This window comes from Streptomyces sp. NPDC048504 (assembly GCF_043200035.1).
In the GTDB taxonomy this organism is placed as follows: domain Bacteria; phylum Actinomycetota; class Actinomycetes; order Streptomycetales; family Streptomycetaceae; genus Streptomyces.
Genome location: NZ_JBICXA010000013.1, coordinates 44917 through 68662 on the forward strand (window position 1 = coordinate 44917; position 23746 = coordinate 68662).

At 68.9% G+C, this 23746-nt stretch carries 23 protein-coding genes and 1 riboswitch; of the genes, 16 read left to right on the forward strand and 7 right to left on the reverse strand.

Going from position 1 to position 23746, the window contains the following annotated elements; translation table 11 throughout:
- Positions 1–252: 252 nt before the first annotated feature.
- Together ACGFY9_RS29520 and ACGFY9_RS29525 are read right to left on the reverse strand one after the other, a co-directional pair.
- Positions 253–978, reverse strand: coding sequence for a hypothetical protein (locus tag ACGFY9_RS29520; protein WP_393759150.1), 726 nt, complete (start codon positions 976–978; stop codon positions 253–255).
- Between the two features lie 26 nt (positions 979–1004).
- Positions 1005–2501 carry an NACHT domain-containing protein gene (locus ACGFY9_RS29525; protein ID WP_393759152.1) on the reverse strand — a complete coding sequence of 499 codons (1497 nt, stop codon included), beginning with the start codon at positions 2499–2501 and terminating at the stop codon, positions 1005–1007.
- Between the two features lie 231 nt (positions 2502–2732).
- Here ACGFY9_RS29525 and ACGFY9_RS29530 point away from each other — a divergent pair, with 231 nt between their 5' ends.
- From ACGFY9_RS29530 to ACGFY9_RS29565, 8 genes are all read left to right on the forward strand, one after another.
- The gene (locus tag ACGFY9_RS29530) at positions 2733–3647 is read left to right on the forward strand and encodes an LLM class flavin-dependent oxidoreductase (RefSeq protein WP_393759154.1); all 915 of its coding nucleotides are present in this window, start codon (positions 2733–2735) and stop codon (positions 3645–3647) included.
- A 4-nt stretch (positions 3648–3651) separates the two neighbouring features.
- Complete coding sequence (locus ACGFY9_RS29535) at positions 3652–4188, forward strand: hypothetical protein (protein WP_393759155.1); 537 nt, start codon at positions 3652–3654, stop codon at positions 4186–4188.
- The gene (locus ACGFY9_RS29540) at positions 4175–5029 is read left to right on the forward strand and encodes a hypothetical protein (RefSeq protein ID WP_393759157.1); all 855 of its coding nucleotides are present in this window, start codon (positions 4175–4177) and stop codon (positions 5027–5029) included. The genes ACGFY9_RS29535 and ACGFY9_RS29540 overlap by 14 nt, the downstream gene beginning before the upstream one ends.
- Positions 5026–5904, forward strand: a complete 879-nt coding sequence (locus ACGFY9_RS29545) for a RimK family alpha-L-glutamate ligase (protein WP_393759159.1) — start codon at positions 5026–5028, stop codon at positions 5902–5904. The genes ACGFY9_RS29540 and ACGFY9_RS29545 overlap by 4 nt, the downstream gene beginning before the upstream one ends.
- Positions 5901–6611, forward strand: a complete 711-nt coding sequence (locus ACGFY9_RS29550) for a hypothetical protein (RefSeq protein ID WP_393759161.1) — start codon at positions 5901–5903, stop codon at positions 6609–6611. Before ACGFY9_RS29545 ends, ACGFY9_RS29550 begins: the two co-directional genes overlap by 4 nt.
- Before the next feature lie 405 nt (positions 6612–7016).
- Positions 7017–7583, forward strand: a complete 567-nt coding sequence (locus ACGFY9_RS29555) for a dihydrofolate reductase family protein (protein WP_393759162.1) — start codon at positions 7017–7019, stop codon at positions 7581–7583.
- A 234-nt stretch (positions 7584–7817) separates the two neighbouring features.
- Complete coding sequence (locus tag ACGFY9_RS29560) at positions 7818–7967, forward strand: hypothetical protein (protein WP_393759164.1); 150 nt, start codon at positions 7818–7820, stop codon at positions 7965–7967.
- A gap of 397 nt (positions 7968–8364) precedes the next feature.
- Positions 8365–8793: an ester cyclase gene (locus ACGFY9_RS29565; protein ID WP_393759166.1), complete on the forward strand. Its 429-nt coding sequence runs from the start codon at positions 8365–8367 to the stop codon at positions 8791–8793.
- Between the two features lie 163 nt (positions 8794–8956).
- Here ACGFY9_RS29565 and ACGFY9_RS29570 read toward each other — a convergent pair whose 3' ends face one another.
- The 5 genes from ACGFY9_RS29570 to gcvT all read right to left on the reverse strand — a co-directional run bounded on the left by ACGFY9_RS29570 (position 8957) and on the right by gcvT (position 14140).
- Positions 8957–9451: a hypothetical protein gene (locus tag ACGFY9_RS29570; RefSeq protein ID WP_393759168.1), complete on the reverse strand. Its 495-nt coding sequence runs from the start codon at positions 9449–9451 to the stop codon at positions 8957–8959.
- A 307-nt stretch (positions 9452–9758) separates the two neighbouring features.
- The gene (locus ACGFY9_RS29575; protein WP_393759170.1) at positions 9759–11126 is read right to left on the reverse strand and encodes an L-serine ammonia-lyase; all 1368 of its coding nucleotides are present in this window, start codon (positions 11124–11126) and stop codon (positions 9759–9761) included.
- A 92-nt stretch (positions 11127–11218) separates the two neighbouring features.
- A complete protein-coding gene (glyA, locus tag ACGFY9_RS29580; RefSeq protein WP_393759172.1) occupies positions 11219–12493 on the reverse strand; it encodes a serine hydroxymethyltransferase in 1275 nt (424 codons plus the stop codon).
- 15 nt (positions 12494–12508) lie between these two features.
- A complete protein-coding gene (gene gcvH / locus ACGFY9_RS29585; RefSeq protein ID WP_019058529.1) occupies positions 12509–12886 on the reverse strand; it encodes a glycine cleavage system protein GcvH in 378 nt (125 codons plus the stop codon).
- A 111-nt stretch (positions 12887–12997) separates the two neighbouring features.
- A complete protein-coding gene (gene gcvT, locus ACGFY9_RS29590) occupies positions 12998–14140 on the reverse strand; it encodes a glycine cleavage system aminomethyltransferase GcvT (RefSeq protein WP_393759174.1) in 1143 nt (380 codons plus the stop codon).
- 142 nt (positions 14141–14282) lie between these two features.
- Positions 14283–14382: riboswitch (glycine riboswitch) on the reverse strand.
- A gap of 149 nt (positions 14383–14531) precedes the next feature.
- On the opposite strand from gcvT, the gene ACGFY9_RS29595 reads away from it, so the two are divergent.
- The 8 genes from ACGFY9_RS29595 to ACGFY9_RS29630 all read left to right on the forward strand — a co-directional run bounded on the left by ACGFY9_RS29595 (position 14532) and on the right by ACGFY9_RS29630 (position 23652).
- Complete coding sequence (locus ACGFY9_RS29595; RefSeq protein ID WP_393759522.1) at positions 14532–15215, forward strand: AAA family ATPase; 684 nt, start codon at positions 14532–14534, stop codon at positions 15213–15215.
- 64 nt (positions 15216–15279) lie between these two features.
- Positions 15280–16065: an enhanced serine sensitivity protein SseB gene (locus ACGFY9_RS29600; protein ID WP_393759176.1), complete on the forward strand. Its 786-nt coding sequence runs from the start codon at positions 15280–15282 to the stop codon at positions 16063–16065.
- Positions 16066–16241: 176 nt separating this feature from the next.
- Positions 16242–17030 (forward strand): enhanced serine sensitivity protein SseB C-terminal domain-containing protein, encoded by a 789-nt coding sequence (locus ACGFY9_RS29605; RefSeq protein WP_393759178.1) that lies wholly within the window; start codon positions 16242–16244, stop codon positions 17028–17030.
- Positions 17031–17373: 343 nt separating this feature from the next.
- Complete coding sequence (locus ACGFY9_RS29610; RefSeq protein ID WP_033282773.1) at positions 17374–18372, forward strand: ABC transporter permease; 999 nt, start codon at positions 17374–17376, stop codon at positions 18370–18372.
- A 53-nt stretch (positions 18373–18425) separates the two neighbouring features.
- Positions 18426–20174: an ABC transporter substrate-binding protein gene (locus tag ACGFY9_RS29615; RefSeq protein WP_393759180.1), complete on the forward strand. Its 1749-nt coding sequence runs from the start codon at positions 18426–18428 to the stop codon at positions 20172–20174.
- Between the two features lie 75 nt (positions 20175–20249).
- Positions 20250–21257: an ABC transporter permease gene (locus tag ACGFY9_RS29620; RefSeq protein WP_033282771.1), complete on the forward strand. Its 1008-nt coding sequence runs from the start codon at positions 20250–20252 to the stop codon at positions 21255–21257.
- On the forward strand, positions 21254–22360 hold the full coding sequence (locus ACGFY9_RS29625; RefSeq protein ID WP_393759182.1) for an ABC transporter ATP-binding protein: 1107 nt from the start codon (positions 21254–21256) through the stop codon (positions 22358–22360). Before ACGFY9_RS29620 ends, ACGFY9_RS29625 begins: the two co-directional genes overlap by 4 nt.
- Entirely contained in the window at positions 22357–23652 is a 1296-nt protein-coding gene (locus ACGFY9_RS29630; protein ID WP_393759184.1) for an ABC transporter ATP-binding protein, read from the forward strand. The genes ACGFY9_RS29625 and ACGFY9_RS29630 overlap by 4 nt, the downstream gene beginning before the upstream one ends.
- Positions 23653–23746: the final 94 nt, after the last annotated feature.

Below are 23746 nucleotides of genomic sequence, written 5' to 3' on the forward strand. Positions count from 1 at the left end.
GCGAGCCGGGGAAAGATCACCCGTTACGGCAGCCCGCAGCGTGCCGAATACGATCTGGACGAGTTGTTCGACCTCGTCTCCAGCGCCCAGGAGACAGAGCTCGGCCCCTCCTCCACAGTTCGGCGCGCTCACGGTCTTCGCCGCGCGGGGCCACATCCTGTGGAGCCTGGGTGCGGGGAGGGCCTCCTGGTCGTCACCGGGCTGGTGATCGAACTCGCCGTGGACCACGATCGCGTGTCGCGAGTGCAGGCTTCACCAGTAGAGAACCCATCCGTCAACGTCGCGGATGCCGTGCCCCTGCAGAGTGATGCGCCTGTCTCCGGGATGGCGGGCGGGAACCGCGGCGATGCGATGCAGGATCGGTGTGAGCTGCACAGCCATCCTGCCGACGCGGTATTCGTGGCGCCGCACGGCCTGGGTCGCGCCGATCGTCCCGGACGTTTCGCCCGTGCGCTCCAGCCGTAGCATGTCCGCCTCGGTGACGTCCCAGACATCCATGGCTCCACCGCAGTACGGCAGGGCGATGGGCAGCGTGAATGACACGGACTGTTCGACCGGAGCGATCCGGAACGGCCAGGGCATCAAACGGTGCTGGAGGTCGAAATGCTGACTGGGCCTCGGGTCGACCGCGATACCCCCGTCCTCGAACACGTGGAAGCCGGGCAGCGCCACCCTTTCGTCGTACCGGGTGGGCATGTCCAGCAGTACGGCGAGGACGTCGGCGACCCGGTCCTGGAGATCGCCGAAGTGGTCACGGAGGATGTGGTTGGAGCGGGCGAGCCGCCCGAAGTACGTCTCCTGAGGATTGTCGGAGGCCGCTACGTCGAGGTAGGTCGCCAGGCCGAGGGTGAAGTAGCCGGTACCCCTGGTGAGCCAATGGGGGCGCAGAGACTCCAGCCGTTCGCTCACATCGGCGCACCCTGACTCGTCCAGTACGTCGACATCGACGACGGGCGATTCCACTGGCTGAGGGTTCACTCGTCTCCTTCAGAGAAGTGGCTGGGTCAAGAGGCGTGGTCCGGGAGCGCCGCGTACGCGTCTGCGGTCGTGAGGGCCCATGACGCCACCGCACGCGCCCTCTCGTCCTCATCGCGCTCCGCGCGTTCACGCAGGAAACCGGTGGTGGCGGGGGACCGCGGCCAGCCGAAGGCCAGCACGCGGAGTGCGGTGATACGAACCCTGGGAGAGGCGTCGGCGAGGGCCACCGACCGGACGGTCTCCTGCGTGTCCGGCGCCGCCTCCCCCAGCCAGGCCGCCCAGTTCAGGGCGTTACGTCTGTTGGTGGACGAGGGATCAGCGGTCATGCGGTCCAGGGTCAGCAGGCGTACGTCCTCGCGTTCGGGCCAGTAACGGGCCAGGAGCTGCGTGGCCAGCCACCGCGGACCCGGGTGCGCGTCGGCTACGGCCCGTTCGAGCAGCAGGTGCAGCCGTGCCGCCAGCTCGGGCTCTCCAGGGCAGACAACCGTGTACCAGCGTTCCGCGAATTCCTCGATCTGGCTCATCGTCAGGTCCTGGATCATGTAATGCCGGAAGCCTGCCTTGTCCAGGACGGGCCGCCGGTAGCCGATGACCCGGGAGGTCACCACGATGCGCACGTCCGGGTACCGCCCGGCGAAGGCGGCGATCCGCCGCTCCGTCTCGGCCCGCACGCGCGGGTCGAACAGTTCGTCCAGACCGTCGAATACGACGATCGCCCGGCCCTCGCGCAGCAGGACGTCCTGCACACCGCGCGGCACCGACATCCGCTCCAGGGTGCTCAGCTCGTCCAGGTAGTCCTCGAAGGACCGGTCACGGCGGCGCTCGTCCGCGTATCGGCGCAGTTCCACGATCACCGGCACCCGGCCGGCCAGCCCGGCCAGTGGCTCCGGTACGGCCTCGGAGGTGAGCGCCAGGGCGAGGTAGCGGGCGAGGGTGGACTTGCCGGCCCCGGGATCGCCCAGGAGCACTACCCGCGACTGCTGCGGATCGGTCAGGACCTCCAGCGATTCCACCGGCCGCCGCTCCCGGTAGGCCCGTCGCACCTGCTCCAGCGACTCCTCGTCGAGCCCCGGAGGAAACTCCCCCGGAGGCAGCATCCCGCTGCGGCTCTCCAGCCGCTTGCGCAGTTCCCTCGGCAGCTCCACCGGCGGTGGGTCGGCCCGCAACCGCGGGGGGACGAAGACCGCCAGGAGCTCCACCTCCGAGTGCTCCCCGTTCTGAGAAGGGTCTGGCGCCTTCAGTCCCAAGGGTCCGTGGGACTGGAGCACCTGCTCCGCGTAGGCGGCCACCTCCTGTGCGATCAGCGCGTCGTCGGGAGGCGGCTCGGTGTCGGAGCTCCGGAGATCGTTCACCGCGAGCACCAGCCCGACCAGCCCCGTAGCCGCCCCGGCCACGCTCGCCAGCCGCTCGGCGGTGCCGAGATCGACCAGCGCCGCCACCAGTACCAGAGCCAGTACGCCCAGCGCGCAGAGCCACGCCACCACCGCGACCGCGGCCCTCGCCGCCCCCGAGACTCCCCCCATGACCGGGGCCCCCTCCCGCTCCCGGGGACCACGAGGTGGTGCCGCCCCCCGAACCAGGATGGCCGCGGCCGCATCGTGTGTCGAGGGAGTCCGAGTCCGAATCCGTCCTCTGCACTCCCCTTTGCCCAAGTACCGCCCCCTGTACCCATTGTGACGCCTCGTGGCTTGCTGTAATTTCGGTTCGGGGTCCGGGCTCGCCCACGGGGGGACGCTATGAAGGTCGGCCTGGTTATGCCTCTCGCGGAGTATCCGTGGGGGCAGCCGTCGTACGGCGAGATCAGAGCGCTCGCGCTGCGGGCCGAGGACTCGGGCTTCGACTCGCTGTGGGTCTTCGACCATCTCCTGTTCCGCGAGGCCGGCGGACCGACCGAGGGCATCTGGGAGTCCTGGACGGTACTGACGGCTCTCGCCGAGGCGACCGACCGGGTCGAACTCGGCACCCTCGTGCTGTGCACCGCCTTCCGCAACCCCGCGGTACTGGCGAAGATGGCGGTGACCCTCGACGAGGTCAGCCGCGGCCGGCTCGTCCTCGGTCTGGGCAGCGGGTGGCACGCCCCCGAGTTCGAGGCCTTCGGCATCCCCTTCGACCACCGGGTGGACCGCTTCGAGGAGGCCCTGCAGATCATTCTCGCGCTGTTGCGGACGGGCCGCGCCGACTTCTCGGGCCGTCACCACCGGCTCCACGAGGGCGAGTTGCGCCCCCGCGGCGTGCGACCCGGCGGTCCGCCGGTCCTGGTGGGGGCGCACGGGCCCCGGATGACCGCGCTGGCGGCGCGGTACGCGGACCTGTGGAACGCCTGCTGGTTCGGATCCCCGGCGGGCAGCGTGGAGACCCTGGACCGGGTGCGGGAGACCTGTCTGCGGGAGAAACGCGATCCGAAGGCTCTCGGCATCACCCTCGGCGTCAACGTCAGGGTGGATCCGGAGGAGGGCGCACCGGCCGATCCCGGCCCGGGGGCGGCGCCGGACGCCGACATCCTCACCGGCTCACCGCAGGACGTGGCGCACGGCCTGGGGGCGTACGCGGCACTCGGTGTGGACCACCTGATTCTCAACCTCAACCCGCACCACCGGGATGCCCAGCGGCGCCTGGCCGCGGCACTGCGGCTGTATCGCGCGGCATCCCCTCCACGACAGGAGAGGTGAACGCATGACGTGGACCATCGACGGGTCACGGGTACGGCCGTTTCTCTCGGCCGCCGAACGACGCGACGTCACGGCGATGCTGTGGAACGCCCCGCCCGGCCGGATCTTCTCCGAGCCGGAGGACGGCGATGTGCCGCCCGCCGACGGCCGCCCGCCGACGGCCGGGAAACGGATGAAGGAATTCAAGGACTTCAAGGACGGCAAGGACGGCAAGGACGGGAAAGAGGGAAAGGAGGTCAAGGAGTTCAAGGACACGAAAGACACGAAGGATTTCAAAGACACCAAAGACACGAAGGACAGCAAGGACAGCAAGGACTCGAAGGACTTCAAGGACGGCAAGGACTCCGACGGGGCGATGGCGGCGTTCGGCCCCGCCGCCTTCGTACGGCAGCCGGCCGAGCCGCGCGATCCCGGCTCGGCCGGGACGGATGAGGGATTCGAGGCCCCGGCCGAGTCCCCCGCGGGCGGGCAGGACGACGCGGAGACGCTGCGCGGCTCCCGCATCAACCGCCTGCTGAGGAGGCGCGGTGTCGTCATCTGAGGTGCCCGGCCGCGATCCCTCCGGGCTGGTCGTCGTCGCCGACCCCGAGGACCCGGTGGCCGTCGAGGTCCGGGACTTCGTGCGGGACAGTGGTCACGCGGCGACGATCCTCGATGTGTTCGACGCCGCGCAGCTGTTCACCCTCACCGTCGACGGCCCGGCCGCGGTGGTCGAGCCCGCGCTGCCGATGTTCGTCCGACTGCCCGCCCCGCCGTTGCCGCGGGTCAGCTTCGACGCCGAGTTCCAGCTCAACGAGTGCCTGGCCCACCTGTGGGCCGTCGCCGCCCTGACCCCGGCACCGGTGATCAACCGCCCGCTACCCGGTGGCCCGGGCACCCGGGTGTCCCCGTCCGCGGCGCTCACGGAACTCAGGGCAGGTCTGCCCGTCGGCTCGCCGGAGATCTTCTCCTCCCGGCCCCCTGAGCCGGCCGGCGAACCCTCCGGCGACCAGGGGACGCAGTGGTGGGTCCAGGACCTCGGTTCCTGGCGCACCCGCCGCTGGCCCGATCTCCCGGACGGCGGTCACGCCCCCTCGGCCGACGGCGACGGTCCCTACCGGGCCAGGTGGTCGGACCCCGCTCCCCTCTTCGAGAGCGTCGTGGTCCTCGGCAGCCAGGGATGGCGCAGCAGCCCGGTCGATCTGGACCGGCTCGGCCTGGAGGAGCGCAGTACGGAGATCGCCGCTCGACTCGGGCTCGACCTCGCAGCCGTGCTCTGGCGGGTGTCACCCGACCTCACCCAGGCATGGCCGGTCGCGGTGGAGCCGTTCCCCGACGTGGAGCAACTTCGCATGGTCTGGCTCGGCCTGGGCCCTCAACTCGTGAAGGTCCTCTTCCCATGATCTACGCAGTCGGTCTCGTCTCCGAGAGCACGTTCGCGCACTTCATCGCCGAGGCCGAGGCCCGGGCCGTACCGGTCCAGGCCATCGACCTGCGGAAGGTCGTCGAGTCGGGCGACTGGCGGCTGACCGTGGGCGGGGACCGGTCGGCGAGGCTGGGCGGCCATGTGCTCGACTCCGAGGGGTCCTACTACTGCCGTATCGCCGATCTGGCGGCCCTTCAACAGGACCGCGCGTCGGCCCGGCACTGGCGCTGGCTCACGACGGCGCTCACCGCGTGGCTTGACCACATCCCCGGCCTGGTGGTCAACCGGCCCTCGATCCACTCCGACAACGGCTCCAAACCGCTTCACGAACAGTCGCTGGCCCGGGCCGGGTTCCGGGTGCCCGCGAGCATCACCGGCTCGTCGCCGCAGCGTCTGCGGGCCTTCACGGCGGCCGGACCGACCCTCGTCAAAGCGGTCTCCGGCGTGCGGGCCACCAGCAGGCTCGTCGACGCGGCCGACCTGGCCGACTTCGAGCCCGGTCAGGGTCCGGTACATCTCCAGCGTTACGTTCCGGGCCGGGACGTGCGCGCACATGTTGTCGGGGACCGGGTGCACGCGGAGGAGATCGCGTCCGGCGCGGTGGACTACCGGACCGACGGGGACGCGGAGTTCACCCCCTGCGAACTCCCCGAAAAACTCGCCGAGCAGGTGGTCCGTCACACCGCCGACCTCGGAATGTCCTTCGCGGGCTGGGACTTCAAGCTCACCGACGACGGCACCTACTGGTGCCTGGAAGTCAATCCCATGCCCGCGTACGACTGGTACGACCGGCGCCTCGGCGGAACCATCACCACATCGCTCCTCGCACTGCTCCGAGGGACGCCGTCGTGATCGACTCGCTGGAAGTGCTGACCGCGGCGAGCAGCGCCGAACTCCGTGATGCCGTGCACGGCCTCCGCCGGCACTGGACACCTCGCGGCCCGGAACCCGTCGCCTTCTTCACCCTGGGCGCACCCAGCTACCTCGACCTCGCACCCGACCCGGACTCGGCCCTCTACCAGCGGCGTGCCCAGGCCTCGCGGCCGCTGCTCCGGGACTCCTTCGACTGGCTGTACACACGCCTCTCCAAGCTGCTCGGCGAACATCTGGGCGCCCCCGTCACCTATGCCGAACACCTGGGACTGCCCGGCTTCCACGTCTGGCTGTCCGCGGCGGTGTTCACCAAACCGGTCGCGCCCCTGCACTTCGACCTGCAGTACCAGTCGATCTCCTGGCCCCCCGGGACGGATCTGACCCGGCACATCTCCTTCACCCTGGCGATCCGGCTACCCGCAGCGGGCGGCGGCCTGAATGTCTGGGACGTGAGCCATGAACAGTTCCGGCATGCGCTGAGGAAGGGGTGGGTCGAGTCCGTCGCCGACCTGAAGCGTTTCCACACCATGGAGTACGTCCCCTACACCCCTGGCCGGTTGGTGATCCACTCCGGCCACACCCTGCACCAGGTCGCCCCCAGCGCCCGCGTGCAACCCGACGACGAGCGGCTCACCTTCCAAGGGCACGGCGTGTGGTGCGACGGGCGGTGGCTCCTGTACTGGTGACCGTCCTCGTACTTCACGTTCATGAGGGAAAAACGGCGGCTGGGCCTGCTCCAGCCACGAGTTCATGGCCGTCAGCCCGCGTCGACCGGCACCCGGCATGAAGTGAGCGTAGTGGTCGAGCGTGATCTTCGGTGAGGCGTGCCCGAGCCACACGGACAGGCTCACGACCGACTCGGCGGCCGCCGGGTGCCGGGGCCCCGGGTCCATGATCTCGTTGTGGGAAAGGATTCTTCGGCAGCGTGTCGATCGGTGGGTCTCCCGTTCGACGCTTGGGCAGAGGCGCGACCCGCGGAGCGGAATCCGGACCGGCCGCGGCTCTGTGATCAGCAAGTGCTGTCTGTTCGCCGACCAGTGGTTCGGTTTGCCGGCCGCATAGCCGGCCTCCGGACGTCCCGAGGAGAAATCATGCAGATCCGCGCCCGTATGAGCATGAGTGCCGATGGCTACGTGACCACACCGAACGGGTGGCCCGCCCTGACTGCCGACCCCGCGTTCGTCTCCGGTGAGAGCCACGGTATCCGGGACTTCCTCGACGACTGCGAGGCGGCGCTGATGGGCCGCACCACCTTCGAGCCCGCGCTGACCAACGACCGCTGGCCGTGGCCGGACCTCGATGTGTTCGTGCTCGGCTCACACCGTCCGGACGGCACCCCCGATCACGTCACCACCGACAGTGATCCGGTGAGGCTGCTGGAGAAGCTCCGCTCGGCCAACCGGGGCGGCGACGTCCACCTCATCGGGGGCCCGCAGACGATCGGGACGTTCCACTCCCTCGGCGCACTCGACACCCTCGAACTGGTCGTACTGCCGCTGCTGTTCGGCGGTGGGATGCAACTGACACCCATGCTCAGTCCCGACACCGGTCTGACCTTCCAGCGCGAGCGTGCCCTCCCCGGTGGTTCGGTGGAGATCGTCTACGCCTGCCGGGGCAGCCGCACTGAACTTCCAGGCAAGCCTGCCAGCCAACGCTGATCTCGGCCAAGAGACAGATCGCACAGGTGGGAGATGCCGAGTCCACGGCCGCTGTGGACCGCGGAACCGCCTACCAGCGGTGCCAGGAAACGGCCCTCCTGTAAGCGGGAGACGGTTGCCGCCCAGCCTCGTACGCGCATCTGTCGGTGCCGGGCCTGAACCTGGAACAGGTGGCGGGCCTGACTGAACCGCGGCGCCGTGCCTGACCCGGATGCACGGTCAGCCATGAGGGCGGTGGCGGTGGAACTCGGTGGCCGTCCGGGCCGGCGCGCGCCGCGGATTCCGGGCATCGACGAGTTCGCGTTCCGCAAGGGACGGACCTATGGAACGATCCGTGTCGACATCGAGACCTCCAGGCCGGTGGACGTGCTGCCTGACAGGTAGAGCGCCACGGTCGCCGACTGGCTCCGTGGACACCCCGGGGCCGAGATCGTCTGTCGTGACCAGCTCATGGCTTTCACCAAGGCCATCAGGCAGGCGGCCCCCGACGCGCTGGAAGTGGCAGATCGCTGACGCCTTCTCCAGAATCTGTCCGGCCCGTGGCCAAAGCGTCCTCGATCCGTTCATCGACCACGTGCAGCAACTCTTCGACACAGGCCGGACAAGTTCGATGCAGCTGTATGGCGAGTTGCTTACGATCAAGAGGCAGTCGTAGGTGTCACGGAAGCGCGGTCACAACCCCCACTGGCCATTCTGCGTATCACGGTTGCCCACAACTCGTGAGTGTGTCACCCGGGCGATCGCGTTGTGCTCGACGGGAGACTGCTGAACACTCGGCAGGGTGGATACGGAGCGCAACAAGGCGGTCGTGCGCGAGTTGGACGAGCTGGGCAACGGTGGCGGCGATCTTGGTCGGCTCGATGCACTGTGCACGCCTGACATGGTCAACCATGCACTGGCACCCGGCATGCCGACCGGGATCGAGGGCACGCGACAGTTCCTGCTGCGGGCCCGCCGTGACCGGCATCCGGCCCGTTGGGTGGAGTCGCACATCGTCGCGGAGGGCGACCTGGTCGTCCAGTTCGGCGTGCGGGAGCATGAGTGGCCCGGAGGAACGTTCCGAGGCTTCGACGTGCCGAGCGGGACCTACCGGAGAGAAGTCGCCTTCGCCTATCGACTGGCCGATGGACGGATTGCCGAACGCTGGGCGGTACGCGACGACTTGGCGATGCTGCTACAACTCGGCGCGCTGAAGCCTCCGCCGCACTGAGCGCCGGCCGACGCCCCGTCAGGTCCTGCAGCAGCAGAGCACCATCGCGGCATCTGAAGCACTCGATGGCCAACCAGCCCAGCACCCTCGCGTGCCTGCGCGCGCCTCAGGTGGCCACTCCGAGCGTGGCAGTTGGCCACGGGACAGCTTCGAAGACCGCCGGTCAACCGCCCGTCGCGAAGCCGTAGAGCTCGCGAAGCCGAGCCGCGATGGCCCTCGTCGCGGCTTGGCCGGCTTCGAAGAACTCACGGCAATGACTCGGATCGCTTCCGGACGCGCGAGTCCAGTACATCGGGTAGGCGGCGGTTATCAGACGTTCCACCGCCTCGATCACCGCAGGATGCAGCAGCAGAGCGGACTCATGACTGCACCTCACGGTCGCGTGCATGGCCGCCGCCTTCAACTCCTGCCCCTCAACGCTCTCGCGCCAGTCCAGACCCACCGCTTCGGCCTTCGCCAGGTGTATGGCGATCGCGTTCACCCTGCTCAGAAGGTCGTGAATGGCCGTGTGGACAGCACGGAGCCCGTCACGTTCAAACGCCACTCGCTCCAGGCGGGCGACCTGTTGACGTTCAGCGTCGCGAACGTCCTGCACGTTCCGCGCCGTCCAACGGTTGCGGAAGAGCTCACCATCCCCGACCTGCCACGAGGTGTCCACGGTCGATCAGAGCCAACACGGAGGTGGACCCCGCGACGCCAAGGAACAAGCTGAGCGCCGGAGCGGCCAACTGAAGTGCGCAGTGGCCAAGTGAGGCGCTTAGGCACAAGGCGGCCCGTGCGCGGTCTCCAGCGCGCGTCCTGACGGCTGTCGGTGCCTTGGGCGAAGCGGAGCAGTGATCGAAGTTGTCACGAATCCCCAGGCCAGACGCCTGTCCCAGGGAGTTTCCAGGGACTTTCCGCCGCGTAAGCAAGGAAGGCCCTGACAGCACTGAAAGAAACGAACGCGCTGGTCAGGTCCTATGTCCTCAGCATTCGATGATGTTCACCGCGAGGCCCCCGCGCGCCGTCTCCTTGTACTTCACGCTCATGTCCGCCCCCGTCTCCTTCATCGTCTTGATGACCTTGTCGAGGGACACCTTGTGCGACCCGTCCCCCCGCATGGCCATCCGTGCGGCGGTGACCGCCTTCACCGCGGCCATGCCGTTGCGTTCGATGCAGGGGATCTGGACGAGGCCGCCGACGGGGTCGCAGGTGAGGCCGAGGTTGTGTTCCATGCCGATCTCGGCGGCGTTCTCGACCTGCTCGGGGGAACCGCCGAGGACCTCGGCCAACGCGCCCGCCGCCATCGAGCAGGCGGAGCCGACCTCGCCCTGGCAGCCGACCTCGGCGCCGGAGATGGAGGCGTTCTCCTTGAAGAGCATGCCGATGGCGCCGGCCGAGAGCATGAAGCGGACCACGCCCTCCTCGTCGGCGCCCGGCACGAAGTTGATGTAGTAGTGCAGGACGGCCGGGATGATGCCGGCGGCGCCGTTCGTGGGGGCGGTGACCACGCGGCCGCCCGCCGCGTTCTCCTCGTTCACGGCCATCGCGTAGAGCGTGATCCACTCCATCGCGTGCGCCAACGGGTCACCCTCCGCCCGGAGTTGGCGTGCCGACATGGCGGCCCTGCGGCGGACCCGGAGGCCGCCCGGCAGGATGCCCTCCCGCGACATGCCCCGCGAGACGCACGCCTGCATCACGCGCCAGATCTCCAGCAGCCCGGCCCGGATCTCCTCCTCCGTGCGCCAGGCGCGCTCGTTCTCCAGCATCAGCGCGGAGATCGACAGACCCGTCTCCTGAGTGAGGCGCAGCAGCTCGTCGCCCGTGCGGAAGGGGTACTTGAGGACCGTGTCGTCCAGCTTGATGCGGTCGGCGCCGACCGCCTCCTCGTCGACGACGAAACCGCCGCCCACCGAGTAGTACGTCTTGGACAGCAGCTCGGTGCCCGCCGCGTCGTACGCCCACAGCGTCATGCCGTTCGCGTGGTACGGCAGGGTTTTGCGGCGGTGCAGCTTCAGGTCGGAGTCGTAGGAGAACGGGATCTCGTGCTCGCCGAGGAGGCGGATGCGGCCCGACTCCTTGATCTGCTCGACCCGTTCGTCCGCGCCCTCCACGTCCACCGTGCGCGGCGACTCGCCCTCCAGGCCGAGCAGCACCGCCTTCGGAGTGCCGTGCCCGTGGCCGGTCGCGCCGAGGGAGCCGTACAGCTCGGTGCGGACGGAGGCGACGGAGTCCAGCAGGTCCTCGTTGCGCAGCCGGCGCGCGAACATGCGGGCCGCCCGCATCGGGCCGACCGTGTGGGAGCTGGACGGGCCGATGCCGATCGAGAACAGGTCGAAGACCGAGATGGCCACGGTGACTCCTCAGAACGCGGGACGAGCAAGGTGGTGCAAGGGGGTGGGACACCGCGCACACCTTCCAGTGTGCGCGGCGCCCCGGCGGGCGACTACAGCCCGGGATACAGCGGGTACTTCTCCGCCAGCGCGGTCACACGGGCCTTCAGACCCTCCACGTCGGCCTCCCCGAAGGGACTGGGCGCCTTGAGCGTCTCGGCGATGACGTCCGCGACCTCGGCGAAGTCCTCGGCCGTGAAACCGCGGGTCGCCAGCGCCGGCGTGCCGATGCGCAGGCCGGACGTGACCATCGGGGGCCGCGGGTCGTTCGGGACGGCGTTGCGGTTGACCGTGATGCCGACCTCGTGGAGCCGGTCCTCGGCCTGCTGACCGTCGAGTTCGGAGTTCCGCAGGTCGACCAGGACGAGGTGCACGTCCGTGCCGCCCGACAGGACGTCGACCCCTACGGCCTTCACGTCGTCCCGCACCAGGCGCTCGGCCAGCAGCCGCGCACCCTCCACGGTACGCCGCTGCCGCTCCTTGAAGTCCTCGCTCGCCGCGACCTTGAAGGAGACCGCCTTCGCGGCGATCACATGCTCCAGCGGACCGCCCTGGAAGCCCGGGAAGACGGAGGAGCTCAGCTTCTTCGCGAACTCCTTCTTCGCCAGGATGATGCCGCCGCGCGGGCCGCCCAGCGTCTTGTGGGTCGTGGACGTGACGACATCGGCGTACGGCACCGGGTTCGGGTGCAGACCCGCGGCCACCAGGCCTGCGAAGTGCGCCATGTCGACCCACAGGAAGGCCTCGACCTCGTCCGCGATCCGGCGGAACTCCGCGAAGTCCAGCTGGCGCGGGTACGCCGACCAGCCCGCGATGATCACCTTCGGCCGGTGCTCCTTGGCGAGCTTCTCCAGCTCGGCCATGTCGACCAGGCCGGTCGTCGGGTCCACGTGGTAGGCGACCACGTCGAACTGCTTGCCGGAGAAGTTCAGCCGCATTCCGTGGGTCAGGTGACCCCCGTGCGCCAGGTCCAGGCCGAGGATCGTGTCGCCGGGCTTGGCCAGCGCGAACAGGGCGGCCTGGTTCGCGGAGGCGCCCGAGTGGGGCTGCACATTGGCGTACTCGGCGCCGAACAGCTCCTTGACCCGGTCGATCGCGATCTGCTCGGCCACGTCGACGTACTCGCAGCCGCCGTAGTAACGACGGCCCGGGTACCCCTCCGCGTACTTGTTGGTGAGGACCGAGCCCTGCGCCTCCATCACCGCGACCGGAGCGAAGTTCTCCGAGGCGATCATCTCCAGCGTGGACTGCTGCCGGCGCAGCTCGGCGTCGACCGCGGCGGCGATGTCCGGGTCGAGCTCGTGCAGGGGCGTGTTCAGAACAGACATCAGGTGTACGACTCCTCAGCCGGCGGAAAACGCGGTGTACTCGTCGGCGGAGAGGAGGTCGCCCGGCTCCTCCGCGACGCGCACCTTGAACAGCCAGCCGCCCTCGAAGGGGGCCGAGTTCACCAGTGACGGGTCGTTCACCACGTCCTCGTTGATCTCGGTGACCTCGCCGCCGACGGGCGAGTACAGGTCGGACACCGACTTCGTCGACTCCAGCTCACCGCAGGACTCGCCCGCGGTCACCGTGGAGCCGACATCGGGGAGCTGGGCGTAGACGACATCGCCGAGCGCGTTGGCCGCGAACTCGGTGATGCCGACCGTCGAGACGCCGTCCTCGGCGACCGACAGCCACTCGTGCTCCTTGCTGTAGCGCAGCTGCTGGGGGTTGCTCATGGCCTGAATTCTCCTGTACGCGGGGGAGTGCTGATGAATGGGGGACAACGGAGGACATCGGCAGGCAGGGGCGATCCGCCCGGGGTCACAGACGTGACGCTACGACGACTGTCACTTCTCGCGCTTGTAGAACGGCAGCGCCACGACCTCGTACGGCTCGTGACTGCCCCGGATGTCCACGCCGACACCGGCCGTGCCCGGCGCCGAGTGCGCGGCGTCGACGTAGGCCATGGCGATCGGCTTGCCCAGCGTGGGGGAGGGGGCGCCGGAGGTGACCTCGCCGATGACCTGGCCGTCGGCGACCACGGAGTACCCGGCGCGCGGGACCCGGCGGCCCTCGGCGACGAGCCCGACGAGGACGCGCGGCGGCTGTGAGGCGGCGCGCTCGGCGGCGGCCTCCAGGGCGCTGCGCCCGACGAAGTCGCCGTCCTTCTCGAACTTCACGACCCGGCCGAGCCCGGCGTCGAAGGGGGTCAGCTCCGTGCTCAGCTCGTGCCCGTACAGCGGCATGCCCGCCTCCAGTCGCAGCGTGTCCCGGCAGGACAGTCCGCAGGGGACCAGCCCGACGCCCTCGCCGGCCTCGGTCAGCGCCTGCCACAGCTCGACGGCGTGCTCCGGCTTCACGAACAGCTCGAAGCCGTCCTCGCCGGTGTACCCGGTGCGGGCGATCAGCGCGGGGACGCCCGCGACCGTGCCGGGCAGACCGGCGTAGTACTTCAGGCCGTCGAGGTCGGCGTCGGTGAGCGACTTGAGGATGCCGGGGGACTCGGGCCCCTGGACGGCGAGCAGGGCGTACGCGTCACGGTCGTCACGGACCACGGCGTCGAAGCCGTCGCTCCGCTCGGTGAGCGCGTCCAGCACCACCTGCGCGTTGGAGGCGTTGGCCACGACCATGTAGTCAGAAGACGCAGCCTCGGTCTCGGCGAGCCGGTAGACGATCAGGTCGTCCAGGATGCCGCCGTCGGCCCGGCAGATCATGGTGTAGCGGGCGCGGCCGGGGCCCACGGAGGCGATGTTGCCGACGAGGGCGTAGTTGAGGAGACGGGCCGCGTCCGGGCCCGTGACGGTGATCTCGCCCATGTGGGAGAGGTCGAAGAGGCCGGCCTTCGTGCGGACAGCGAGGTGCTCGTCGCGCTCGGAGCCGTAGCGCAGCGGCATGTCCCAGCCGGCGAAGTCGGTCATCGTCGCACCGAGCGAGCGGTGCAGCGCGTCGAGCGCGGTGCGGCGCTTCTCAGGGGTGGCGGTACTGCTCATCGGTCGGTCTCCCAAGGCATGACGGCGAGGTCGTTCCTCCCCATCTGTCATCGGGACCTGAGAGGTTCGCCATGACCGCACGGGCCATGGGTTGCACCTTGGGTGGGACCACCGTCACCGGCGGTCCGCTTTTCAGATGTGCCTCGCCCGCGCGGTAACGGGGCCTGAGAGATTCAAGGGAGGGACTTGCTCCTTCGGCGCCCCAGGTGATGTACGACTGGGGACTCTCCCGCGCGGATTCAAGCGGCCGGTATGCAGTTAGGCGGGCACATCATCGCACAGGCTTTGTAACAGGCCTGTGGCTGGACGCGAACGGAACCGCGAGACACCGTGCATTACCTTCTCTTTACGTTCAGTGGGGAGAACCTTTCCTGACCCCGCAGGGAGGACGATCACGGTGACAAGGACCACGGTGTACGCCACGACCTCGGCCGTAGCGCTGCCCAAGCAGCCCTCGGCCCCGGCCAGGGAGGCATGCCCGGCCCGCCCGGTACCGACGGTCCGCGATCTCCGCGAGCGCGCCGGCCACAGCCCGCACGGACTCCGCTTCGGCCCCCGCGACCTGGTCGTGGTCACCGGCCTGCCCGGCAGCGGCAAGTCCACACTGATGCGGCGAGCGGTGGCGGGCGGCGACGGCGTCCGAGTCGACAGCCAGGACACCCGCGACCGCTGGGACGCCCGCATGTCCGGCTTCCTCCCCTATGCGATCTACCGCCCCCTGGTCCGCCTCGCCCACTACGCCGGACTGCGCCGCGCGCTGCGTTCCGCGTCCGGAGCCGTCGTGCACGACTGCGGTACGCAGACCTGGGTGCGCGGCTGGCTGGCCCGCGCCGCCGGGCGCCGGGGCGGCACACTGCACCTGGTGTTCCTCGACGTCACCCCGGACACCGCGCTCGACGGCCAGCGCGAGCGGGGCCGCGGAGTCTCGCGGTACGCGTTCCTGCGCCACCGCAGGGCCGCCGCTCGCCTGTTGCGCGCGGTGGAGCGCGGCGACCTGCCGCACGGAGTGGGTTCGGCGGTCCTCCTGGACCGGGACGCGGCGGACGTGCTGCGCCGGATCGACTTCGCGGACTGAGCCGCTAGCCTTTTCAGCCACAGCAGGGTTACAGCAGGCGGTTTCACCAGCAGGCGGTAGGTAGATGGACTTCCCGGCGGACTTCCCCGGTCAGGCGTACCCCCACCCCCATCCGCACGGCGGTTGGCCGGGCAACGAGCTGGAGGAGGTGCTCTCGGCGTCCCTCGGCATGCCCACGGCCGGCGGCCGGATCGTCGAGGTGCTCGGCCGCAGCTTCGTCTGGGTCCCGCTCCCCAGCGGCGGCGGCCCGCAGACCGGTCCCCTGGACCTGCCGACGCTGGACATCGAGGGGCAGGCGTACGTCCCGGTCTTCAGCTCCGAGGAGCAGTTCCGCCAGGTCGTCGGCTCGCATCTGTCGTTCACGATCGCGCCCGCGGTGGAGTTCGCCCGCGGGCTGCCCCCGCAGGTCGGCATCGCGGTGAACCCGGGCGGCATGGTCGGCGTCCCGCTGCCGCCCCTCGCGGTGGCCGAGCTGTGCCGCATCGGCCGCACCGCCCTCGACGGTCCCACCAGTGGCGGCCGCGTCCGCCTCTTCGAACCCGACTGGCAGGACGACCCGGTCGACTTCCTCGCCGCCGCCTCCGCCGAGTTCGCCGCGATCGGCGTCGTCGGCTCGGCCCGCCGCTGCCTGGCCTCGATCGAGACGGCCGCCCCGGTCATGTTCGTAGGCGTAGAACTCACCAACTGGGACGGCGACTTGAGAGCGGCCCCGATGGAAGCGCTTGCCCGAGCCCTGGGCCAGGTAACGGTCCAGTGGCAGGTCAACCTGGTCCTCCTGGACGTAACCCAGGACCCGGTGGCGGACTGGATGCGCCAGACGGTACGTCCTTTCTATACACAGGGTCACTAGCAAGCTCGCAAGGGGCAACCAACCCAGGGGCGCGGGGCTGTGTCGATTTGCGGCTCCGCCGCGTGGGCGCGCCCAGCCACGAACGACCCGCACTCGCCAACGCACACAAGGCCCCCACCCTTTGGGCGCTTAAGCTGTTTCCCAACGCAGGCCAACTACCAGAAGGGGCGGTACACGTGAGCGCCAGCGGCACCGCGACCGGCCAGGTCGAGCACATGCTGCGCCAGGTGACGCCCGGGCGCTACGACGCCTACGAGGCGCTCCTCCGCGCCCTCGCGACCCCCCACTCCGGTCAGATCTGGATGCTCCTGTGGCACGGCCAGTCCGGCTCCCCGGACGCCCAGTACGGAAACATGCAGGTCGACAAGTACGGCTACGCCCCCTGCGTCACCTCCGCCCAGGAACTCTCGGCGAGCGGCTGGAACCGCTCCTACGAGGTGGTCGACGGCCTCGACGTGGCCCGCACCCTCTACCCCGACCACTTCGGGCTCTGGCTCAACCCGCACGCGCCGGGCGGCGGCGTCGGCATTCCCTGGCTCGACCTCCGCCGGATCGCCACCGGCCTGGAACGCCAGCCGGCCGGCCCCCTGCGCCTGTCGGAACCGGGCATCGAGATCCCGCAGTTCTACGCCCTGCTCACACAGAACGCCCACCGCACCCCGGCGGTCCGCGCGCTGCGCCGCGCCTGGGTGCAGCCCGCGCTCGGAGCGCCGTATCTCGCGATCGGGCTGGACGTCTACGACACCAGCCCGCCCGCCGTCGACTCGGTGCGCGGCATGATGCAGCAGTCGATCGGCGCGGTCCCGGACGGGCTGCCGGTGTCGACCGTGGCGATGTCCGACGACTACGACCCGGTCGCGCTCTGGCTGCGGGCGAACGCCCGCCCGTTCTACGACCGTGAGGCGCACGCGGCGCCCGCCCAGGCGGGTGGGTACGGATACCCACCCGTCCGTGGTGGATACTGAACCCGCGAGTCCTCTTCCCAGCTTCTCCGCAGGATTTACGTCTACGACACATTTCTTCGCGCGTAGACGGCGGTGTGGTGCCCCGAAAGACGCCGAATCTCCATTCTGTCCCATCTGTCCGGCGTCCGAGGGGCGTTACCCACTGTTCGGATAACGGAATCCCTAGTTAAGCATCACGGTTGCGCATACTTTCGCCGTCAGGCCTGGCGGGTGATCGCAGCCACGCTGAAGACTCGCGACTCAGACACAGGGTCCGGGGACCCATGTCCACTGCAAGTCGACAAAGCCGCTAATCCGCGGCAGGCGTAAGCCGGTAACCACCGGCGAGAGGGGTCGGGTCACAGTGACCGCACCGATCGAGACCACGGGGGCGGAAGCCGGGGCGCAGCCGGAGGCTGTGCTCGCCGGCGCCGAGAAGGGGCAGATCGAGGGCCGTTCCCTTGGACAGATCGCCTGGACCCGGTTCAAGAAGGACAGAGTCGCCGTCGCCGGCGGCGTCATCGTCGTCCTGCTGATCCTGGTCGCGGCACTCTCCCGTCCGATCCAGTCGGTGTTCGGGCTGGATCCCGACGCCTTCCACCAGAACCTGATCGACGCCAACACCTCGCTGCCCAAGGGCGGTTGGGGCGGCATGAGCTGGGACCACCCGCTCGGCGTGGACCCGCAGTTCGGCCGGGACGTCGCCACCCGCATCCTCGAAGGCTCCTGGGTGTCGCTGGTGGTCGCCTTCGGCGCCACGATCCTGTCGAACGTGATCGGCACGATCCTCGGCGTCGTCGCCGGGTACTACGGCGGCCGGGTCGACTCGATCATCAGCCGGCTGATGGACACCTTCCTCGCCTTCCCCCTGCTGCTCTTCGCGATCGCCATCTCGGCGACCCTGCAGGGCGGTGCCTTCGGCCTCAACGGCCTGCCGCTGCACCTGAGCGTGCTGATCTTCGTCATCGGCTTCTTCAACTGGCCCTACCTGGGCCGGATCGTCCGCGGCCAGACCCTCGCCCTGCGCGAGCGGGAGTTCGTGGACGCCTCCCGGGGCATGGGCGCCAAGGCGCCGTACATCCTCTTCCGGGAGCTGCTGCCCAACCTGGTCGGCCCGATCATCGTCTACTCGACGCTGCTCATCCCGACGAACATCCTCTTCGAGGCGTCCCTCAGCTTCCTCGGGGTCGGTATCCAGCCCCCGCAGGCATCCTGGGGCGGCATGTTGCGGGACGCGGTCACCTATTACGAGGTCGACCCCGCGTACATGATCGTTCCCGGCCTCGCCATCTTCGTGACCGTCCTGGCGTTCAACCTGCTGGGCGACGGTCTCCGCGACGCTCTCGACCCCCGCAGCCGCTAGGGCCCGCACCCGAGAGTCCACCAAGTTTCCGACAATGGAGGAAGCAGACCATCATGCGAAGGTCAGCGCTGGCCGCAGTTGCGGCCATCGGCTCCGCGACACTGCTCATGGCAGGTTGCAGCAAGGCCGATGACAGTAAGAGTGACAACGGTACGAAGGCGGCTGGGGCCAACGCAGCGACCAAGGACGTCGTCAACGCCTCTACGCACAAGGGCGGGACGGTCACCTACGAACTGTCCGACGTTCCGGACTCGTTCGACCCGGGCAACACGTACTACGCGTACATGTACAACTTCAGCCGGCTGTACGCCCGTCCGCTGATGACGTTCGAGCCCGGCCCCGGTTCCAAGGGCAACACCCTGGTCCCGGACCTCGCCGCGAGCAAGGGTGTCTCCAGCGACGGCGGCAAGACCTGGACGTACAAGCTGCGTTCGGGCCTGAAGTACCAGGACGGCACGGCGATCACGTCCAAGGACGTCAAGTACGCCGTGGAGCGTTCGAACTTCGCGCGTGACGTGCTCTCCCTCGGCCCGAACTACTTCCAGCAGTTCCTGGTCGGCGGCAAGGACTACAAGGGCCCGTACAAGGACAAGAGCGCCGAGGGCCTCAAGTCCATCGCGACCCCGGACGACACCACGATCGTCTTCCACCTGAACACGGCCTTCCAGGAGTTCGACTACCTGGTCGCGGCGCCGCAGACGGCTCCGGTGCCGCAGGCGAAGGACACCGGCGTCGACTACGTCAAGAACATCGTGTCCTCCGGCTCGTACCAGTTCCAGAGCTACCAGGACGGCAAGCAGGCCGTCCTCGTGCGCAACAAGAACTGGAACGCGGCGACGGACCCGCTGCGCAAGCAGTACCCGGACAAGATCGTCGTGAACCTGAAGGTCAACGCCGACACGATCGACAAGGACGTCCTCGCGGGCAACGCGATCGACATGGGCGGTACGGGTGTCCAGGCCGCGACCCAGGCGCAGCTGCTGACCTCCGCCGACAAGAAGGCGGGCACGGACAACACCTTCGGTGGCCGTCTCGTCTACATGGCGATCAACACCAAGGTGAAGCCGTTCGACAACGTGGCCTGCCGCAAGGCCGTCGAGTACGCCATCGACAAGGTCTCCGTGCAGACCGCCGAGGGCGGCCCGATCCGCGGTGAGATCGCCAGCACCGTCCTGCCGCCGGACATCACCGGCTACGAGAAGGCCGACCAGTACGCCACCACCGGCAACAAGGGTGACGTCGCCAAGGCCAAGGCGCAGCTGCAGGCCTGCGGCAAGACGTCGATCTCGACGAACCTCTCGGCCCGCAGCGACCGCCCGCAGGAGATCTCCGCGGCCACCGCGATCATCAACTCGCTGAAGGCCGTCGGCATCAACGCCAGCCTGAAGCAGTACCCGTCGGGCAAGTACTTCACCGACTACGCGGGTGTCCCGAAGTTCACCGAGCAGCAGAACATCGGCCTGATCATGATGCAGTGGGGTGCCGACTGGCCCTCCGGCTACGGCTTCGAGCAGCAGATCCTGAACGGTGAGGCGATCGGCGCGTCGGGTAACACCAACCTGTCGCAGTACGACAACAAGTCGGTCAACGCCCTCCTCGCCAAGGCCATCGGCACCGAGGACGTGGCCACCCGCAACAGCATGTACGCCCAGATCGACAAGCAGACCATGAGCGACGCGGCCCTCGTTCCGCTGACCTACTTCAAGGTCCTGCTCGCCCGTCCGGCGAACTACAGCAACCTGGTGTCGACGGCGGCCTTCAGCGGCCAGTACGACTACCTCAACATCGGCACCACGAAGTAGTCGTAGCCCCGGAAGGCAGGTGAAGGCATTGGTGCCCGCGGGCTTTGCGGCCCGCGGGCACCAGCGCCGATCCCCGTGATCTCGTACATTCTCCGTCGGACGGTCGCAGCGGTGATCCTGCTGCTGGTCGTCTCCGCGGTCACCTTCGGCATCTTCTTCCTGCTGCCACGGCTCGCCGGCCAGACCGCGGACCAGCTGGCCCAGCAGTACATCGGGAAGAGCCCGTCGGCGGCGGACATCGCCGCGGTCAAGCACAACCTCGGTCTGGACCAGCCCCTTTACCTGCAGTACTGGCACTTCATCAAGGGGATCGTGGCGGGCGCCACCTACAACCTCGGCCCCACCACGGTGCACTGCGACGCGCCCTGCTTCGGCTACTCCTTCAAGGACCACGTCGAGGTCTGGCCGCAGCTCACCTCCCGCCTTCCGGTCACCATCTCGCTGGCCTCCGGCGCCGCCGTGCTCTGGCTGCTGTCCGGTGTCACGGTCGGTGTGATCTCCGCGCTCAAGCCGCGGTCGTTCTTCGACCGCGCCTTCATGGGCGTGGCGCTCGCGGGTGTCTCGCTGCCCATGTTCTTCACGGGCAACCTGGCCATCCTGCTCTTCACGTACCAGTGGCCGATCTTCGGCCGCACCTACGTCCCGTTCACCGAGAACCCCGCGCAGTGGGCCAACACGCTGTTCCCGGCGTGGTGTTCGCTCGCGCTCCTCTACTCCGCCATCTACGCGCGGCTCACCCGCTCGGGCATGCTGGAGACGATGAACGAGGACTTCATCCGCACGGCCCGAGCCAAGGGCCTGCGGGAACGCAACGTTGTTGTCAAGCACGGTCTGCGGGCCGCCCTGACGCCGATCATCACCGTCTTCGGCATGGACCTCGGTCTGCTGCTCGGCGGTGCGCTGATCACCGAGTCGGTGTTCTCCCTGCACGGCATCGGCCAGTACGCGGTGCAGTCGATCGAGAGCAACGACCTGCCCCCGATCCTCGGCGTGACCCTGCTCGCAGCGTTCTTCGTAGTGATCGCAAATCTCCTGGTGGACCTGTTGTACGCCGCCGCCGACCCGCGGGTGAGGCTCTCGTGACCGACCTTGATCCTTCCTCTGCGACTGACGCCGCAGTGGGCGAGCCCGTCAACTCGCCGTCGGCCGCCCCGAGTTCGTTCCTCGAAGTCCGCGACCTCAAGGTGCACTTCCCGACCGACGACGGCGTGGTCAAGTCCGTCGACGGGCTCAGCTTCTCGCTGGAGAAGGGCAAGACCCTCTCCATCGTGGGCGAGTCCGGCTCCGGCAAGTCCGTCACCTCGCTGGCGATCATGGGTCTGCACCGGCTCGGCCCGCGCGGCAAGAACGTGCGGATGACCGGCGAGATCTGGCTCGACGGCCAGGAACTCGTGGGCGCCCAGCCGGACGAGGTGCGCAAGCTCCGCGGCCAGCAGATGTCCATGATCTTCCAGGACCCGCTGTCCGCGATGCACCCGTACTACAAGATCGGCGACCAGATCGTCGAGGCGTACCGGGTCCACCACGACGTCAGCAAGAAGGCCGCCCGCACGCGCGCCATCGAGATGCTCGACCGGGTCGGCATCCCCGAGCCCGCCAAGCGTGTCGACGGCTATCCGCACGAGTTCTCCGGCGGTATGCGCCAGCGCGCGATGATCGCGATGGCCCTGGTCAACAACCCCGAACTGCTCATCGCGGACGAGCCGACGACCGCCCTGGACGTGACCGTCCAGGCGCAGATCCTCGACCTGATCCGGGACCTGCAGAAGGAGTTCGGCTCCGCGGTCGTCCTGATCACCCACGACCTCGGTGTCGTCGCCGAGATCGCCGACGACGTCCTGGTCATGTACGGCGGCCGGTGCGTGGAGCGCGGTCCCGTCGACGAGATCTTCGAGAAGCCGCAACACCCGTACACCTGGGGCCTGTTGGGCTCGATGCCGCGCATCGACCGGGAGACCTCGGAGCGGCTCATCCCGGTCAAGGGCCAGCCGCCGAGCCTCATCAACGTCCCCTCGGGCTGCGCCTTCCACCCGCGCTGCCCGTACGCGGACATCCCCAAGGGCGACGTCACGCGAACCGTGCGCCCCGAGCTGGAGCTGGTCGACGGCGGGCACTGGTCCGCCTGCCACCTCCCGGCTGCGGACCGTACGCGGATCTGGACCGAAGAGATTGCGCCGAAGCTGTGAGCGATACGAACAAACAGGCCGCCACCGCGGTCGTACCGGAGCAGGCGGCCTCCTCGGAGGACCGTGAGGTGCTGCTCAAGGTCGAGGGCCTGAAGAAGCACTTCCCCATCAAGAAGGGGATCCTGCAGCGTCAGGTCGCCGCGGTGAAGGCCGTCGACGGCATCGACTTCGAGGTGCGCAAGGGCGAGACCCTGGGCGTCGTCGGTGAGTCGGGCTGCGGCAAGTCGACCATGGGCCGGGTCATCACCCGGCTCCAGGACCCGACGGGCGGCTCGATCCACTTCGAGGGCCAGGACATCACGACCCTGAACGCGGCCGGGATGCGCCCGCTGCGCCGGGACATCCAGATGATCTTCCAGGACCCGTACGGCTCCCTGAACCCCCGGCACACCATCGGCTCGATCGTCTCGGCGCCGTTCCGGCTCCAGGGCGTGGAGCCCGAGGGCGGGGTGCGCAAGGAGGTCCAGCGCCTTCTGGAGCTGGTCGGTCTGAGCCCCGAGCACTTCAACCGCTACCCGCACGAGTTCTCCGGCGGTCAGCGCCAGCGCATCGGCATCGCCCGCGCGCTCGCCCTCAAGCCCAAGCTCGTGGTGGCGGACGAGCCGGTCTCGGCGCTCGACGTGTCGATCCAGGCGCAGGTCGTCAACCTCATGGACGACCTCCAGACGGAGCTCGGCCTGACGTACGTGATCATCGCGCACGACCTCTCCGTCGTACGCCACGTCTCGGACCGGGTCGCGGTGATGTACCTCGGCAAGATCGTCGAACTCGCCGACAGCACCAAGCTGTACGAGTCACCGATGCACCCGTACACCAAGGCCCTGATGTCGGCCGTGCCGGTGCCGGACCCCAAGCGCCGGGGTGCCAAGAGCGAGCGCATCCTGCTCAAGGGCGACGTCCCCTCGCCGATCTCCCCGCCCAGCGGCTGCCGTTTCCACACGCGCTGCTGGAAGGCCACGGAGATCTGCCGCACGAAGGAACCCCAGCTGGTCGAGCTCCGGCCCGGCCAGCAGGTCGCCTGCCACCACCCGGAGAACTTCGCGGACCAGGCCCCGCAGGACACCGTCCTGCTGAGCGCCGCGAAGGAAGCGGTGGAGCTGGTGGGCGCCGCGGTCCTGGAGAAGCCGGCGGAGACCGAGCCCGAGGCGGAAGCCGGGGCAGAGGCGGAGGAGGCCGCGGCTGAGAAGCCCGCGACCGCCGAAGCCCAGGCCACCTCCGAGGAGACCCCCGAAACCCCGGCCCCCGCTTCCCCCGAAGCGGAATCCGGCGACCAGGAGTCAACTGCCAAGTAGGGCATGACAAGTTGGTAAAGTCATGACCATGACGAAACGGGAGAGTGCAGAGTCGAGCGTGTCCGACTGATCGGAAACGCACCCGAAGGGACGA

What these genes read in the sequence shown, in the direction of transcription:
- ACGFY9_RS29615 (WP_393759180.1), top strand. Translation starts at nt 18,426, where the DNA reads ATGCGAAGGTCAGCGCTGGCCGCAGTTGCGGCCATCGGCTCCGCGACA.
- ACGFY9_RS29555 (WP_393759162.1), top strand. Translation starts at nt 7,017, where the DNA reads ATGCAGATCCGCGCCCGTATGAGCATGAGTGCCGATGGCTACGTGACC.
- ACGFY9_RS29600 (WP_393759176.1), top strand. Translation starts at nt 15,280, where the DNA reads ATGGACTTCCCGGCGGACTTCCCCGGTCAGGCGTACCCCCACCCCCAT.
- gcvH (WP_019058529.1), bottom strand. Translation starts at nt 12,886, where the DNA reads ATGAGCAACCCCCAGCAGCTGCGCTACAGCAAGGAGCACGAGTGGCTG.
- ACGFY9_RS29535 (WP_393759155.1), top strand. Translation starts at nt 3,652, where the DNA reads ATGACGTGGACCATCGACGGGTCACGGGTACGGCCGTTTCTCTCGGCC.
- ACGFY9_RS29530 (WP_393759154.1), top strand. Translation starts at nt 2,733, where the DNA reads ATGCCTCTCGCGGAGTATCCGTGGGGGCAGCCGTCGTACGGCGAGATC.
- glyA (WP_393759172.1), bottom strand. Translation starts at nt 12,493, where the DNA reads ATGTCTGTTCTGAACACGCCCCTGCACGAGCTCGACCCGGACATCGCC.
- gcvT (WP_393759174.1), bottom strand. Translation starts at nt 14,140, where the DNA reads ATGAGCAGTACCGCCACCCCTGAGAAGCGCCGCACCGCGCTCGACGCG.
- ACGFY9_RS29545 (WP_393759159.1), top strand. Translation starts at nt 5,026, where the DNA reads ATGATCTACGCAGTCGGTCTCGTCTCCGAGAGCACGTTCGCGCACTTC.
- ACGFY9_RS29525 (WP_393759152.1), bottom strand. Translation starts at nt 2,501, where the DNA reads ATGGGGGGAGTCTCGGGGGCGGCGAGGGCCGCGGTCGCGGTGGTGGCG.